The sequence below is a fragment of the Streptomyces sp. 5K101 genome, assembly GCF_046506645.1.
Lineage (GTDB): Bacteria > Actinomycetota > Actinomycetes > Streptomycetales > Streptomycetaceae > Streptomyces.
In genome coordinates this window covers 72,029-87,547 of the sequence record NZ_JBKFFO010000006.1, presented here as the reverse complement: position 1 = coordinate 87,547, position 15,519 = coordinate 72,029, and the positions used below count along the sequence as shown (strand labels likewise).

The window sequence follows — 15,519 nt, the reverse complement described above, 5'->3', positions numbered from 1 at the left end:
TCCTCTCGCTGCGGGCACGACAAACTGCGGGCTCGGGCTCCCGCACGCCTCCACAACAGCGGAGCGCACCCTTCCATTTCCGCACCGCTGTCACTTTGCCAAATCATTACCCTCTTGCCGGGTGCGGGGTGGGGCAGGGCGGCCTCGGCGGCCGAGGCCGCCCTGCCCGCCGACCGGCGGGCGGCCTGAGCGCTTACCCTCGGTGACATGAATCGCCCCGTCGGGACCGCGACCCGCGGGACGACCAACCCCAACCGGCTCCGCCGCATGGACCGCTGGATCGCCGCGACGCACGGCCCCGCCCTGCGCCGCAGCGCCGCCGTCCCCGTCGCCGTCGACCTCGGGTACGGGGCGGCCCCCTGGACCGCCGTGGAGCTGCTGCACCGGCTGCGTACCGCCGAACCGCGGTGCGCGGTCGTCGGCATCGAGATCGACCCCGCCCGCGTCGCCGCCGCGAAGCCGTACGAACGCGCCGGACTCACCTTCCGGCACGGCGGGTTCGAGGTCCCGACGCAGGACCGGCCGACCTTGATACGGGCGGCCAACGTGCTGCGCCAGTACGACGAGGACGAGGTCGCGGCGGTCTGGTCGCGGCTCTGCGGGCGGCTCGCGCCCGGCGGACTGCTCGTCGAGGGCACCTGCGACGAGATCGGGCGGCGCCACGTCTGGGTGGCGCTCGGACCCGAGGGGCCGCGCACGGTGACGTTCGCGACCCGGCTCGGCTCGCTGGAACGCCCCTCCGACCTGGCCGAACGGCTGCCGAAAGCGCTCATCCACCGCAACGTCCCGGGCCAGCCGGTGCACGCGTTCCTGCGGGACTTCGACCGCGCCTGGGCGGCGGCCGCGCCGTACGCCTCGCTGGGGGCGCGCCAGCGCTGGATCCGGGCGGTCGGCGATCTGGCGGGCGAGTGGCCCGTACGGGACGACCGGCGGCGGTGGCGGCAGGGCGAGGTCACGGTCGCGTGGGAAGCCCTGGCGCCGGCCGACGGCTGAGGCGCGTGCGGCGCACTGGTGTCCGCCGCCGACCGGGGCAAACCAGCAGAACAGGCGAACATGCCCTGGTTTGCGGTGAACGGACCACCGTGCCGGGTGAACGTTCCGGCCACGGGAACACCGGGACGCGCCCGCTCGTAGTGACGGTGGGGACGAGCGGCAGGCATCGCCGGGGTGGGGAAATCCGCGGGGTACGAAGTGCCGGTCGGGCCTGTCGTTTTGGCGGTCGCCATGACACCATCACGACGTCGCATCCAAGTTACTGACGGTTAATCACATACGATTGACCAGCGCCGCCCGTCCGGAGGGGGAGTCGTGAACCGACGCCGCTGTGCCACTGCCGCAGCGATCAGCCTGGTGTGCGCACTGACCGTGCTCGCGGTCCCCGGCCAAGCGCTCGCAGCCCCGGAGCCGCAGCCGCCCGCCTCGGTCACGGTGCCCGGCCCGATGGCCCCTCCCCCGCCGAACGCCTCGCTGGAAGCGGTGCGCCTGCAGATCGACGCGCTCTACCGCCAGGCCGCGTCCGCCACCGACGCGTACAACCTGGCCAAGGAGCGAACCGAGAAGCAGTCGGCCGAAATCGTGAAGCTGGCCCAGGAGATGGCCAAGGGCCAGGCCCGCATCGAGGACCTGAAGAACCGCGCAGGCGCCGCCGCCCGCGCGCAGTACCGCGGCGGCGGCCTGCCGCCCGAGGCACAGCTGGCGCTCGTCGACGACCCGCAGCTGTTCCTGGACGGCGTCGGCCGCATCCAGCAGGGCCAGAAGGCCACGAAGGACCTCATCGCGGAACTGACGCAGACGCAGGCCGACTTGGCCGCGTACAGCAAGGACGCCAGCGCCCACTGGGAGCGGCTCGAGGCCAACAGGCTCAAGCAGGAGAAGGCCAAGAAGGAGATCAAAGCCAAGATCGCCGAGGCCAGGAAGCTCGAGGACAAGCTGGAGAAGGAGGAGCTCCAGCACCTCCTCCAGCTGGAACAGCAGGCGCAGTACAAGGCCCAGAGCCAGTGGCTCGACTCGGGGATACTCGACGAGATCAAGGGCCGCGCGAGCGAACAGGGCCGGAAGGCGGTCGAGTTCGCCACCGCACAGCTCGGCAAGCCGTACGTGTGGGGCGCCGAGGGCCCGGGGTCGTACGACTGCTCGGGGCTGACCTCACAGGCGTGGGCGGCCGCCGGACGCGGCATTCCGCGCACCTCGCAGGAGCAGTGGCGGCTGCTGCCCAGGATCGCCGTCAAGGACATGCGCCCCGGCGATCTGATCATCTACCACGACGACGCGAGCCACGTCGGGATGTACGTCGGCGACGGCGCGATCATCCACGCCCCCCGCCCGGGAAGGAACGTCACCGTCGCCGGCGCCGGGTCGATGAGCATCCTCGGAGTCGTACGCCCGGACAAGTGACGTGGGTCGCTCCTGGGGGCGAGGAGGGGGCGGTGCGTGATGTGCGTCCCCTGCCCGCACGGCCGCGGCGCCCGCCGGACACCGGCCCCGCGGCACAAGTGACGTGCGCCACCCGGCACATGGGGCGAAACGGGTGGCCGGGGGCATGACGGCGTGATGTTCGTCATGGGTCCCCCGGCAACTACCTCCCGATGCGCGGCATATGCCACCGGCTCTTCGTTGATCGGCATTCCGTTCGGCCACCGCCTACCGCTATGGTCCCGGTCTGGCGGGACGTCGATCGTCGCCCTGCCGCGCCCTCGGGGGGAGGGAAGGAAACAGAACCGATGCCCGTACCCGTACCGCGACAGAGGAAAGTCCCCGTCGCGGAGACCGCCCCCGGCGGGACGACCAGCGGCGGCGACCTCACGCTCCTGATCATCGAGGACGACCCTGCGGGCACCATCAGCGTCCCGGAGCTGCTCGAGGCGGCCGGCACCCGCGTGCGTATCCGGACGGCCCGGAATCTCACCGAGGCCGAGCGACTGCTCACCGACGACGTGCACTGCGTGCTCGTCGACCTCGCGCTGCCCGGCCGCACCGCGGACGACGAGCTGGGCGCCCTCAAGCACGTCCTGCGCCTCGCGCCGCGCCACGCGGTGCTGGCCCTGACCGGGTCCGGCGACAGCCGGCTGGCCGCCGAGGCGGTACGGGTCGGCGCCCAGGACCACCTCGTCCGCGAGGAACTCGACGGACGGCTGCTGAGCCGCGCCGTGCGCTACGCGGTGGAGCGCAAGCGCGCCGACACCGCCCAGGTGAAGCTCGCCGAGTCCCGCATGCGCGCGCAGGAGAACGCCCGCCTGGAGCGCGGACTGCTGCCCACCCCCCTGCTGGAGGGCTCGGACCTGCGCTTCGCCGCGCGCTACCGCCCCGGGCGCTCACGCGCGCTGCTCGGCGGCGACTTCTACGACACGGTCCGCACGCCCGACGGCACCGTCCACGCGATGATCGGCGACGTCTGTGGCCACGGGCCGGACGAGGCGGCGCTCGGCGTGGAGCTGCGCATCGCCTGGCGGGCGCTGACCTTCGCGGGGCTGTGCGGGGACGAACTGCTGTCCACGCTGCAGCAGGTGCTGGAGCACGAGCGGGAGAGCGACGAGATCTTCGCGACGCTCTGCACGGTGGACATCGCGCCGGACGGTCGACGGGCCGGGCTCTGCCTGGCCGGCCACCCGAGCCCGCTGATCGCCCGCCGCGGCCGGGCCGCGCAGCTGCTGCCGTACGACGACGGCGGCCCGGCGCTGGGCCTGCTGCCACGCGCCCGCTGGCCCCGCCGCCAGGTGGAGCTGGGCGGCTCATGGAGCCTGATGATGTACACGGACGGCCTCATCGAGGGCCGCCAGGGCCCGGACACCAAGCAGCGCCTCGGCCAGGACGGCATGGTCGCGATGATCAACCGCCAGCTGGCGGCGGGCCTGGACGGCGAATCGCTGCTGGAGGCGGCGGTCGGCGAGGTACGCGACCTGAACGGCGGCGACCTGACGGACGACGTCGCGGTCCTCCTCCTGAGCCGCGGCGCCCGCGCCTGAGTGTGACGCCGCCGGGCGAGGGCCTCACGCCACGGGCCTGACGGGGGCGCTCACCCGGCGGAGGCGCCTGCGGCCGATGTCCGCGACGCCCGTCTTGCCGAAACCGCCACCACAGCCCCGCCAGGCGTCATGCCGCGGAAGCGCTCCCCGGCCACGGGGGCCTGCGTCGGGACCAGCGGCGTGCCCCTGCGCAGCGCGGACGGGCCCTGGTCCGCCGGGGACCAGGGCCCGTCCCGCACATGAGAAGCGCCGGCCGGGGCGCGCCGCGCCGGCCGGCCGGGGGCGGGCTCGCTAGCGGCCGCCGTTGTACGGGCCGTACGGGCCGTCGCTGCTGGATCCGCCGCGGCGGCCGCCGCCGGACACCTGCGCCAGCGCCGGGCGCACGTCCACGAAGAAGACGATCGCGGCGATCAGCCCGGCGATCGACAGGAACAGCATCGGGATGAAGAGGTTCACGGCGACGGCGACCCCGAGGATGATCAGCCAGAAGGACTTCGTCTTCTTGTCCGCCGCCCGGTAGGCGTCCTCACGGGCCACAGCCGCCATGACCAGGGCGGTCACGGACGTCACGAGGAAGACGAGCCTGGTGATCATCCAGAGCCCGAAGTCGAAGTTGTCAGCCAGCATCCCGAACACCGCCTAGTCAGTGGTTTGTGGCGCCTCGCGGCCAAGGTACCTCTGGCACCACCCTGGAGGCGACGCGCCTGCCGGGCACGGGCGCCGCATCGCCGCGGCGCCCGTGCTCCTGAGGTCACTCGGCCGAAGGCGTCGCCTTCTTCGCCGGGGCCTTGCGGGGGGCCGGCTTGCGCGCCGGGGCCGGCTTCCTGGCCTCGGCCTTGGCCTCGGACGGCTTCGCGTCCTGCGCCGGACCGGCGGGCTGCGCGGGCTCCGGCTCGACGGCCACGGCGATCTCGGTGAGCTCCTCGGCGGCCTCGCCGCGCCAGGCCCGCACGGTCTGCTCGCCGTGCTCGGCGACCTTCTCGTACGCCTCGCGCGCCTTGACGGCGTACTCGGCGGCGACGCCGACACCGCGCAGCGCGAGGTCCTGGGCGCTCTCGCCGAGCTTCTTCAGGTCGGTGTCGATGTTGCCGAGCACCTCGGTGACCTTGGCCTGCACGGTGGCCTGCGCCTCCTTGGCCTGCGCGGTCACCTTCTCCTGCACGGCCTTGGGATCGGTGTTGCGCACGGCCTCGAAGCGGCTCGGCGCCTCGGCCGCGAGCTGCTCGAGCAGCGCGGGCACCTTCTTCGCCTGCTGCACGGCGAGGTCGGCGGTGCCGGCGGCGAAGTAGAGGGGAGTCGGGTCGCTGAGGGTCTTGCGCAGGTCATCGGTGATGGCCATGACTGTCGTCCTCCCGGAAGGCAGATCGGTACGTCTCAGTCGGTCTTCGGATCGGCATCGCCCGCGCCGGCCGTGCGGGGGCCGTCAGCGGTGGTGTCCTGGGGTGCGCTCGCGGGTCCGCTCGCGCTGTCGAGCCCGTTCTCCTTGCGGAAGGACTCGTAGATCTGCAGCAGAACCTGCTTCTGCCGCTCGTTGATCGAGGGGTCGGCCAGGATGACGGCACGCGTCTCCAGTTCGTCCCGCTCCTGCTCGTCGAGGATCCCCGCCCGGACGTAGAGGGTCTCGGCGGAGATCCGCAGGGCCTTGGCGACCTGCTGGAGCACTTCCGCGCTCGGCTTGCGCAGTCCGCGCTCGATCTGGCTCAGATACGGATTGGACACCCCGGCGGCTTCCGCGAGCTGCCGCAGCGAGAGCTGCGCGTTGCGCCGCTGCTCACGGAGGTAGTCACCGAGGTTGCCGACGTTGAGTGATGCCATACGTCGATGGTGCCCGACAGGCGCTAACAATTGCAAGCATCTGCTTGCAAGCGTGTCGCACACCACCTCGATGGCCCTGCCCGCGGCTGCACGGTTGTCCTGTCTCTGTGATGTGCGGGCAGTCTCGGAGATCTCCGGGCATCTGAGCTGACGTCTCAGTCATCTCCGGGCATTTGGTGGGGTGTCTCGGTCTTCTCCAGGTACGTCGCTGTGGCTGTGTCTACGGTCGTCGTGGCTGGTCGGCGTCGTCCCGGAGGCCTGGATGGATGCGTGTGAGGTGTCGGCGGAGGACGTCGAGCTGGAGTACGTCAACGCGGGCGGGGTCCGTGAGCGCGGGCCGCTGGGGTGTCTGTGGTCGGTCCGGTTCGAGTCGGTACGGCCCGAGCGCCGGTTCCCGGCTTTCCGGGGGCAGGGCAACTGGTGCGGCTGGTACTGGTCGGCGACGTGTGGCGGGCATGTGGGCTACGAGTCGTGGCTGGAGCGTGATCGCCTGATGCTGCTCGACTTCGACCCGCTGGTGACAGGCATGTCCTCACAGCCGTTCCGGCTGTCCTGGGCGGAGCCGGGAGGGAAGCGGGTGCGGCACACGCCGGACTTCTTCGTCCGTCGGACCGACGGCACGGCCCTGGTGGTGGACGTGCGCCCTGATGAGCGGATCGAGCCGCAGGACGCGGTGAAGTTCGCGGTGACCGCGGCGGCTTGCCGGTCGGTGGGCTGGGACTTCGCCCGGGTGGGGACGCCGGATGCGGTGCTGATGGCGAACGTGCGGTGGCTGGCCGGCTACCGGCATCCGCGGGTACACCACCCTGATGTCGCCGATCGTCTGGTGGAGGTATTCGCTGACGGCACCGGTCTACTGGACGGGGCTCGGAGGGTGGGTGATCAAATCGCGGTGCTGCCGGTGCTGTTCCACCTGCTCTGGTGCCGGGTTCTGACCACGGACTTGGCGAGCGGGCTGCTGTCAGCGGACACGCAGGTCCGGCACGGTGAAGTGCGGGAGGGAGACGGGGATGCCGTCGCGTCCGCGGCTGCTGCGTGCGGGTGACCTGGTCCGCTTCGACGGGCGGCTGCATACGGTCGCCGCGTTGGAGGGGACTGCGGTCCGGCTGGTCGACGAGGGCCAGTCAGCGAGCGTGGTGATGCTGGCCCATCTGTTGTCCTCCAACGGCTTCGAGGTGGTCACACCGGCCTCGGTGCGGACGGTCGTCCCGCCGGCTGGAGCCCTGGAAGGACTCCCAGCCAGGGCGGTTGAGCGGGCCGAGTGGTGGCAGCGGCACCTGGTGGAGATGCTCACCGGGCGGCCCCTGGACGATCCGCACGGGCCGGTGAAACCCAAGTATGACCCGGCGGTCTGGTCCCTGCGTCAGCGGGAACTGGCGAAGGCCGCCGAGCTGGCGGCGGCGGGGACGGCGGTGTCGCTGACCGTCCTGCAGGACATGCGGGCCCGGTTCGAGCGGGAGGGAGTGCTCGGGCTGGTCGACCCGCGGCTGCGGACTGTCTCGGACGGCACGGGCCGCACCGACCGGCGGGTGGTCGAGGCCCTTCAGAAGATCGTAGACGAGCAAACCGACCGGTCCACGGTCTCCGCGCAGGTGCTGCGGCGCCGAATGGAACGCCTCCTGGAGGCCGAACACGGCCCCGGAGTGGTGCCGCTGCCGTCGCGAGCGACGTTCTACCGGCTGCTGAATGCGGTCAGCTTCGGGCGGCACACGCTGGGCTCGGCCCGCACCCGCCGCTCGCTGGCCAAACAGCCGGACGGCATGTTCGGCCAGCTCACCGCGGCCCGGCCGGGCGAGGTGATGGAGATCGACTCGACTCCGCTGGACGTGCTGGTCGTTCACGACGACGGCACGGTGGACACCGTCGAGCTGACCGGCATCGTCGACATCGCGACCCGCACGCTGGCCGCGGCGGTGCTGCGGCCGTCGACGAAGGCGGTGGACGCAGCTCTGCTGCTGGCCCGGGCGATGACACCGGAGCCGATGCGTCCGGGCTGGGCGGACGCCCTGCGGATGTCCCGCTCGGTCTTGCCGCACGCCTCACTCATGGCGCTGGACGAGCGGCTGGCCCAGGCGGCAGCCGTTCCGGTGATCGCGCCGGAGACGATCGTCTGCGACCGGGGCAAGGCCTATATCTCCGACACGTTCCGCTCGGCCTGCCAGTCGCTGGGCATCTCCTTCCAGCCCGCCCACCCCGATACCCCGACGGACAAGCCGCATATCGAGAAGACGCTGGGCTCGGTGGCGACGATGTTCGTCCAGCATCTTCCCGGCTACAAAGGACGCAGCACCGAGCACCGCGGCACCGATCCGGCCGCGGAGGCCCTCTGGACGATCCACCAGCTCCAAGAACTGCTGCAGGAATGGATCGTCCACTGGCAGAACCGGCCGCACGCCGGGCTCCGCGATCCGCTGCTGCCCGGCAAAGCCTTGAGTCCGAACGAGAAGTACGCCGCCCTGGTCGCAGCCGCCGGGCACGTCCCGGTCGCGCTCAGCCCCGATGAGTACATCGAGCTTCTGCCCCGGCACTGGCGGACCATCAACTCCTATGGGATCCGCATCAACCACCGCACCTACGACAGCACGGAGTTGAACCCGTTCCGTCGGCAGCCCTCCGGCATGGGCCCTGACGGGCGGAGCTGGGAGGTCCACTACGACCCCTATGACATCTCCCGCGTCTGGGTACGCAACCACCGCCAAGGCAGCTGGATCACCGCTGTCTGGCGGCACCTTCGCACCGCCCCGACGCCCATGGGCGAGCTGGCCTGGGACCATGCCCGCCGGGTTCTGGCCCGGCGCGGCACCGATCCTGTCAGCGAGGAGGAGATCGCCCAGGCCGCCCTCGCGCTGCTGGATCGGGCCAGCGACGGACCACAAGAGTCCGCGGCCATGCCGGCGGAGCCAAAGCGGGGCAGTCGCAGGGATCGCAAGGTCGCCGCCCGCACCCGCACCACCAGTGCGCCCGACCGGCCCTGGACGCCCCCGGACCCGCCCGAGTCCGGCAAAGACGACACCGGTGAGGGCGCGGACGACGAACTCGCCGACGTCATCCCGCTGGAGATCTTCGACGCCCGGAAGGAGGCCGAACGATGGTGGTGAAACCGCCCGAGCCGGACGACGAGGCCCCCGCCGGGGAACCACGCACCGACCCGTCCACCACGCTCGCCGGGTGGCGGCATTTCGTGGACGCCGATCCCGCCACGTTCGACCTGCTGCCCGACGACCGGTGGCAGGCGCTGGACGGGGCGCAGAGGGACGCCTACGACGAGGCTCGCATCGCTTACCACTCCGAACTCCAAGTCGTGCGGACCTCCACGGTCAAGGAGATCGCTCACCAGGGCCGCCTGCTAACCCTGCTCAACCAACGCGAACACGGGGCTCGCCGCGGACTGATCGTCTCCGGCGAGTGGACCACCGGCAAGACAACCGCCCTCAAGCAGCTCGCTCGCCTCCATGAGCTGCGCGTCCGGCAACGCTATCCGGGCAGCGACCGCATCCCGGTCGTCTACATCACCGCTCCTCCCCGCGGCTCACCCCGCAAGCTGGCGATGGAGTTCGCCCGATTCCTCGGTCTGCCGCTCATCACGCCGCGGCACAACACGACCGACGTAACCAGCGCGGTCTGCCAAGTGCTGATCGAGGCCCGGACGGACCTGGTGCTGGTCGACGAAATCCACCTGATGAACCACGCAACGATCGCAGGCGAGGAGCTGTCGGACCATCTCAAGTACTTCACCGAGCACCTGCCCGCCACGTTCGTATATGCCGGGATCAACGTCGAACACTCCGGGCTGTTCGCCGGGATCCGCGGCAGCCAGCTCGCCGGCCGCTGCGTGCTCATCCGCACCGGCCCCTTCCCGCTCAACGCCGAATGGCGGTCGCTGGTGGCCAGCCTGGAGGGCACGTTGCGGCTGCATCAGCACGAACCCGGAACCCTGGTGCGGCTGTCGAAGTATCTACACCAGCGCACCGGCGGCATGATCGGAAGCCTCTCCCACCTGATCCGCGCCGCAGCCGTCACCGCGATCCTGGATGGCAGCGAGCGCATCACCCGCTCCGTCCTGACCACGATCCGCATCGACCACAGCAGTGAATCCACTCAGTCCGGCCAGTCCACTCCTCGGAGATCCGCTGGATGACCACACCCTTTCGGCCTGTGATCTTCCGGCCGTTGCCCCGGCCCCTCCCCCCGTTCCCAAACGAGACCCTGAACTCGTACTGCGAGCGGTTGGCCCGCGCCAACCGCATTCCCGCAGAACGCCTCCACACCCCCTCGCGCTGGCTGGCGCACGACGACGACTCCGTCACCGCGCTTCTGCGGCGTCTGACGATCCTCACCGGCCTGCCCCGGGAGACGTTCTGGCACGCACTGCCGGAACTGCGCTGGAGCCACGAGCACGGCATGAGCCCTCTGGGCCGCTCCCTGCCTCCGGTCGTGGCCATGCGCCTACGACGACGCTGGGCCTGCCGACGCTGCACGGCCACCCGAACGCCAGGCCAGCACGTCATGACCTGGATCCCCATCTACACCCACGCCTGCCTCCAGCACAGGCTCTGGATCGGCGAAGCCGTCACTGTCACGCGCGAACAGGTTGACCTCGCGCAGATGCCGGAAACCCTCTGGGCTCAGCGTCGCCACCACCGCCTCGTCCGACGTCATGGAGAGAGAGTCACGGCTGAGTGCTTTCGGACCGGCGGCGCCCTTTGGAAACTGTTCGCGGCGCATCACTACACGCTCGTCCCGAACGCCCTCGGCCAGGGACTCGCCAAGCCCCGCGGCCCCTACCTGTCCTGGGGGCCACAGCTCTACGCGGCGGCCTATCCAGCGGCCGTCACGATGATGTCGCTGGTCGCCTCCCCTGCCTGGCGATCTCTCCTCGCCGAGAGCATGTTCCCCAGCGATGTCGACCGCTTCATGAAGGAGTTCACGCGACGGCTCCCACCAAGCCACCCCGCCTATGCCACCAACATGCCCGCCCTCCCCAGTAAGACCGGCGCCATGATCCGCCGTGTCAGCAGATCTTGCGCGAGACCAAGGCCGCCTGAAAACCGTGGGCTCTTACGGTGCTTGCCAAGTTCGACCGTGTTGCCACCTACGGCGACGCCCGGGCGGCGACTGCGCATCAGAGTGATCATGCCGACGGCCACCGACTGTCAGTGGCGCGTGCTTCTCTGTATGTACTTCCGTCTTCGATGGGAAGATGCGCGAGAAGAGGGCATATGGCCATCTCTGACACAGAACGCTTGAAGGCTTGGGTCCGAGCCGGGGGACGGTGCGAGTTCTGCGGCAACTACCTGCTCGAAGGCAAGCTCACCTACAAGGACTTCACCCTCGGGGAACTGGCCCACATCGTGGGCCGTGACGTAGCACCTGGCTCTCCACGGGGCATGGACCCGCTCCCGGAAGACAAGCGCGACCTCGCTGACAACCTGATGCTTCTGTGTCGAGGTGAGCACAACGAGATCGACCGCAAGGGGTCACTCGACCTCATGACGGTGGAGCGCTTGCGGACGATCAAGCGCGAGCGCGAGGCATGGATTCGGCGCATGACTGGCCTCAGCCCCCAAAACGGAACCGCGGTGATCCGGTTGATCGGGCCGGTGCGCGGCTACGAAGTTGAGCTGACCAAGCCGACGGCCGCCGAGGCGGTGATCCGCTCAGAGGGGCGGTTCCCCGATTTCCCATTGAGCCTGCACGGCGACGGCTTCGAGATCGACCTCCGTAACGTGATCGGAGAGGAGGAGTCCGAGCCGGCCTACTGGGAACAGTGCAAGCGGCAGATCGATCGGATTCTTGAACGTCGGCTCGCCGAAGCACTGCGCGAGGACGCCGTGCAACACGTCAGCGCCTTCGGCTTCGCGCGTCTGCCGTTGCTCGTCTACTTCGGCTCGCGCCTCGACGACACCTTTGCCGTCACTATCTACCAACGGCACCGCAGTACAGAAGCCTGGAACTGGCCCGACAACCCGGCGCCCAGCACGAGCTTCACCACCACCTCACCGCAGAACCCCCCGCAGAACGCCGAGGAGGGAGTCCTGGTACTCAACATCTCCGGCTCAATCCAGGCTGACGAACTTCCCGAGAATCTCCAGGAACTACCACGCTGGGTGATCAACCCTGCTGGCACGGTGCCCTCCGTCGATGTAATCGACTCTCTGGAAACGCTGAGCGAATTCACAAACTCGCTGCGCTCAATGCTCTCCAGCATGGAAGCCCAGCACAAGCACATGCGAATCCTGCACATTCTAGCCGCAGCCCCGGTTTCGGCAGCCGTGGCGTTGGGACGGGTTCACGACGCTCATGTGCACCCGAAGATGGCCATCTACGACCGAACCGACGGGCGCTACACAGTCGCGCTGGAGATTTCATGAAACTGCTGGCCTACTTCAGCGCATTCCTTACGGACACTGTAAATCTCAACGAGACACGCCTCGATCAACTCGACGACCGCGTGGCCGCGATTACATCAACCCTGAAGGCTGACAGTCGCATCGGCGGCCTCTACAGGACGCACATTCCGCAGGGGTCCTGGGCTCACCGCACAATCATCAGGCCATTCAACAATCATGAGTTTGACGCAGACTTCCTCCTCCATCTGGATGAGGTGGAGGACTGGAAGCCAAAAGACTACTTGCGGGAGGTCCGGGCTGCGTTCAAGCGATCCGCCACCTACAAGTCGAAGGTAACCAAGAAGAACCGGTGCTGCCGCATCGTCTACGCGGGTGACTGCCACGTCGACGTGGTGCCCTACATCACTCTGGCGGACGGCCGCGAGGTTATCGTCAACTACGCCGAGAATGATTTCGAAGACACCAACCCTCAGGGATTTACGGACTGGATGAAGGAAAAGGATAGTCTGGCCAACGGCCAACTGCGGCGCGTCATCAGACTGATGAAGTACGTCCGAGACTACAAGCAGACCTTCAGCGTACCGTCCGTAATTCTCACGACTCTGCTTGGCGAACGAATCCAAACCTGGCACGAAGCTACGCGCTACAACGACACTCCCACAGCCCTAAAGGTAATTCTGGCCGATCTGAGCGCTTGGCTAGACCTGTACCCGCTCATGCCGACCCTCGCCGACCCAAGCTGTCCGGAGACAACGTTCAACCACCGCTGGAACCAGGAGCAATACGAGAACTTCCGAAAGAAGATCAAGCTGTATAGCTCATGGGTAACCGAGGCCTATGACGAGGAGGACAAAGCGCTGAGCCTTGCAGCATGGCAGCGCGTCTTTGGCGACTCGTTCCAGCAACCGAGCTCGGTGCAGAAGTCCCTGACGGCATCTTCGGATATTCAACCGACCCGCGAAGCTCGTGCCCCGCACGAGCAGTACATCGAAGAGTTTGGCTTCAGCTGGCGAGGAGGATACAAGGTACGGATCAACGCTCAGGTTCTGCCGAAGAGTGGTTTTCGGCACGGCCCCCTGCGCCGCCTTCGTCGAGTGAGCGTCCTTCAGAGCCTGCGCTTCACAATCACCACCGATGTTCCAGAGCCGTACGACCTCTATTGGAAGGTCAGGAATCGCGGCCCCGAAGCCGCTGCGCGCGATCAACTCCGAGGCGAGATCGTTCTCGATGAGAACCGAAGCAGAACCCGCGAGGAGTCAACATCTTGGAAAGGACAACACTATGTGGAGGTCTACATCGTCAAAAACGGCCGTGTCCTAGCCACTGATCACCACGACGTCATCATCAGCTGAGCTCAAGATCAGGTGACCCTTCGTGGTCGTACGACAGGGCCAGCGCCGGGCAGAGCTGAGCGGGAACCTCGCGCCGGGCCCCGTTCGTCCTTCCTTCTGTGTGGCTGCGGCTTTCGGACCGAGCCCGATTCCCAACGGAGGTAGGCATTGCCTCAGCCCGTAGGCCGGTACGTCTACTGGTCCCAGCGCCTCGTCACCGAGGTGATCGACGACAACGGGGTACGGCTGGACCCCCGCATCAAGCCCGCCCTCAATCTCGGTCTGGCGGGCAACGGCGTCAGCCTCGCTGGCAGGGACCAGGAAAACACCACCTTCGATATCGCCGAGAAGCTCAAGAAGAAGCTCCGCAAGTCCATCATCACGGACTTCAGCACCTTGGCCTCTGGGAAACTCGTGCAGGGAGCAGGCCATGCAGAGGTGGCAGAGTTCCAGACGTGGGGGTATCCGCAGCACCGTCTCCAGCAGCGCACCGCCGTGATTCACACGCAGGCCGTCACGCGGGAGGGACGCGTTGATCTCTGCCTGTTCGGGAGCCTGAAGAACCTGAGAGGGTTCGCCGTCCCGGAGGAGGACTCTGTCGGCGGGTGGACCTCGTCGGCGGCCCCGATGATCGAGGAGTTCATCGCCCTCCGGGGCGCAGAGGTGAGCACGCGGACGGGACGCGAGTTTCCGTTCGACGAGGAGCAGCTTGCTGTGGAGATCCTCAAGGTCGCTATGTCGCAGGGTATTTACACCGATCCCGCCGATCACCTGGGGCGTCCCGAGACGCGTGCGTACACGTTGCTCGGGTTCGACGCGACCGAGTACGTCGCCCTCGTCTACAGGGACGTGGTGCTCACGCCGGGTCGGTGGGACTTTCGGGTGGAGCCGGAGCTGGAGGGCGTCCGCCGCATCCTCATCGGGGCTCCGCTGTGGATGCGCACGACACGTCAGGACTCCATCCGGCGGTACTTCGGCGAGAACCGGGTGGTGATCCCCCGCGCTCTGGGCGCATCGCGCACACCCGCAATCGCCCCCTCTCAGGGGACGCCCCCCGGCCACAGCCACGTGCTCTTCCGTCCTTCCCAGGACGGGGAGCCCACGCAGAACTGAGACGCCCCTCGTATCCACTCGACGCTCGCCGGCCGGACAGTCGAAGGCGCCCGAGCCATCTGCACTGGCCCCTGGACGTCCCTACGAGAGGTACGACGCTGCTTACGCATCGAAGTCGAGACCGTCGTGAGAGCGTCGGACCTGTCCCGCTCACGGAGCAGGAGCGATCAGCACCGGACCCCAGCAAGTTGCGGATGCCGCCACGGTAGACAGGTACCCGGAGCAAACTAAGACGGTCTCAGGTCCGGACGTCTCAGAGTTCTCCGGGCACCCCAGGTGGAGGGCCCCAGGTGCCCGGACTTAGCTGAGACAGGACAACGGTCACTGTCCTGTCGCGCCGAAACGGGTGTGGTGCGGGGCCCCGGCGCCGGCCGGGGTGACCGGTTGACGGCATGTCATGCACACGGTTGCCTGCTGCGATGACCGATCTCCGTATCGAACAGGCCCGCGACGACGCCGGGCTCAGGGACTGGCAGCACGTCGACAACGTGATCATCCCGACCCACACCCTGTCGCTCGACGATGTGCGCGAGCGCTCCGGGCGCTACCACCTGGAGGTCGCGTACCTCGGTGACCAGCTCGTGGGGTGCTCGACGGTGCGGCCGGCCACGAGCGAGGAACCGGTGGTCACCGTGATCGCGCGGGTGCTCGCAGAACACCGCGGGCAGGGCTTCGGCACGGAGCTCTACGCGCGCGGTCTGGCGCGGGCGCGCACGCTCGGCGGCGAGGGGATCGAGACGGTCGTCCTGGAGTCCAACCCCGACGGCCTGCGGTTCGCGCTCCGGCACGGTTTCGTCGAGGTCGAGCGGTACCTGCTGCCCGGCGACACCGTGCCGTGGATCGCGCTGCGCCTGGCCGCGGAGAGCTGACGTTCCCGCCCGGGCCGCCGTGGGGCCGGGGCGAAGGCCGTCGGATCAGCGTCCGCAGAAGGTTTCCGGCGTCGTGTCA

Annotated in this window: 14 protein-coding genes; 11 read left to right on the top strand and 3 right to left on the bottom strand. The window is 68.7% G+C overall.

Annotated elements, in window-relative coordinates; genetic code table 11:
- The first annotated feature begins 207 nt into the window (after positions 1-207).
- The 3 genes from ACLB9X_RS13910 (at position 208) to ACLB9X_RS13900 (ending at position 3,962) form a co-directional block, all read left to right on the top strand.
- A complete protein-coding gene (locus tag ACLB9X_RS13910; RefSeq protein WP_410360637.1) occupies positions 208-993 on the top strand; it encodes a class I SAM-dependent methyltransferase in 786 nt (261 codons plus the stop codon).
- Positions 994-1,308: 315 nt separating this feature from the next.
- Positions 1,309-2,394, top strand: coding sequence for a C40 family peptidase (locus tag ACLB9X_RS13905; protein ID WP_410360636.1), 1,086 nt, complete (start codon positions 1,309-1,311; stop codon positions 2,392-2,394).
- 326 nt (positions 2,395-2,720) lie between these two features.
- The gene (locus ACLB9X_RS13900; RefSeq protein WP_410360635.1) at positions 2,721-3,962 is read left to right on the top strand and encodes a PP2C family protein-serine/threonine phosphatase; all 1,242 of its coding nucleotides are present in this window, start codon (positions 2,721-2,723) and stop codon (positions 3,960-3,962) included.
- 291 nt (positions 3,963-4,253) lie between these two features.
- Here the strand turns inward: ACLB9X_RS13900 and ACLB9X_RS13895 are convergent, their stop codons facing one another.
- From ACLB9X_RS13895 to ACLB9X_RS13885, 3 genes are all read right to left on the bottom strand, one after another.
- A complete protein-coding gene (locus ACLB9X_RS13895; protein ID WP_410360634.1) occupies positions 4,254-4,589 on the bottom strand; it encodes a DUF2516 family protein in 336 nt (111 codons plus the stop codon).
- Between the two features lie 124 nt (positions 4,590-4,713).
- Positions 4,714-5,301, bottom strand: coding sequence for a hypothetical protein (locus ACLB9X_RS13890; RefSeq protein ID WP_410360633.1), 588 nt, complete (start codon positions 5,299-5,301; stop codon positions 4,714-4,716).
- A 35-nt stretch (positions 5,302-5,336) separates the two neighbouring features.
- On the bottom strand, positions 5,337-5,777 hold the full coding sequence (locus tag ACLB9X_RS13885) for a helix-turn-helix domain-containing protein (protein WP_410360632.1): 441 nt from the start codon (positions 5,775-5,777) through the stop codon (positions 5,337-5,339).
- A gap of 262 nt (positions 5,778-6,039) precedes the next feature.
- Here ACLB9X_RS13885 and ACLB9X_RS13880 point away from each other — a divergent pair, with 262 nt between their 5' ends.
- The 8 genes from ACLB9X_RS13880 (at position 6,040) to ACLB9X_RS13845 (ending at position 15,440) form a co-directional block, all read left to right on the top strand.
- Positions 6,040-6,822 (top strand): TnsA-like heteromeric transposase endonuclease subunit, encoded by a 783-nt coding sequence (locus ACLB9X_RS13880; RefSeq protein WP_410360631.1) that lies wholly within the window; start codon positions 6,040-6,042, stop codon positions 6,820-6,822.
- Positions 6,788-8,875 carry a Mu transposase C-terminal domain-containing protein gene (locus ACLB9X_RS13875; RefSeq protein ID WP_410360630.1) on the top strand — a complete coding sequence of 696 codons (2,088 nt, stop codon included), beginning with the start codon at positions 6,788-6,790 and terminating at the stop codon, positions 8,873-8,875. The genes ACLB9X_RS13880 and ACLB9X_RS13875 overlap by 35 nt, the downstream gene beginning before the upstream one ends.
- Positions 8,866-9,915 carry a TniB family NTP-binding protein gene (locus ACLB9X_RS13870; RefSeq protein WP_410360629.1) on the top strand — a complete coding sequence of 350 codons (1,050 nt, stop codon included), beginning with the start codon at positions 8,866-8,868 and terminating at the stop codon, positions 9,913-9,915. Before ACLB9X_RS13875 ends, ACLB9X_RS13870 begins: the two co-directional genes overlap by 10 nt.
- 89 nt (positions 9,916-10,004) lie before the next feature.
- Positions 10,005-11,024, top strand: coding sequence for a hypothetical protein (locus ACLB9X_RS13865; protein ID WP_410360628.1), 1,020 nt, complete (start codon positions 10,005-10,007; stop codon positions 11,022-11,024).
- Positions 10,997-12,148, top strand: coding sequence for an SAVED domain-containing protein (locus tag ACLB9X_RS13860; protein ID WP_410360627.1), 1,152 nt, complete (start codon positions 10,997-10,999; stop codon positions 12,146-12,148). Before ACLB9X_RS13865 ends, ACLB9X_RS13860 begins: the two co-directional genes overlap by 28 nt.
- Positions 12,145-13,479 carry an SMODS domain-containing nucleotidyltransferase gene (locus tag ACLB9X_RS13855; protein WP_410360626.1) on the top strand — a complete coding sequence of 445 codons (1,335 nt, stop codon included), beginning with the start codon at positions 12,145-12,147 and terminating at the stop codon, positions 13,477-13,479. Before ACLB9X_RS13860 ends, ACLB9X_RS13855 begins: the two co-directional genes overlap by 4 nt.
- A gap of 201 nt (positions 13,480-13,680) precedes the next feature.
- On the top strand, positions 13,681-14,571 hold the full coding sequence (locus tag ACLB9X_RS13850; protein ID WP_410360625.1) for a hypothetical protein: 891 nt from the start codon (positions 13,681-13,683) through the stop codon (positions 14,569-14,571).
- Between the two features lie 419 nt (positions 14,572-14,990).
- Positions 14,991-15,440: a GNAT family N-acetyltransferase gene (locus ACLB9X_RS13845; protein ID WP_410360624.1), complete on the top strand. Its 450-nt coding sequence runs from the start codon at positions 14,991-14,993 to the stop codon at positions 15,438-15,440.
- Positions 15,441-15,519 lie beyond the last annotated feature (79 nt).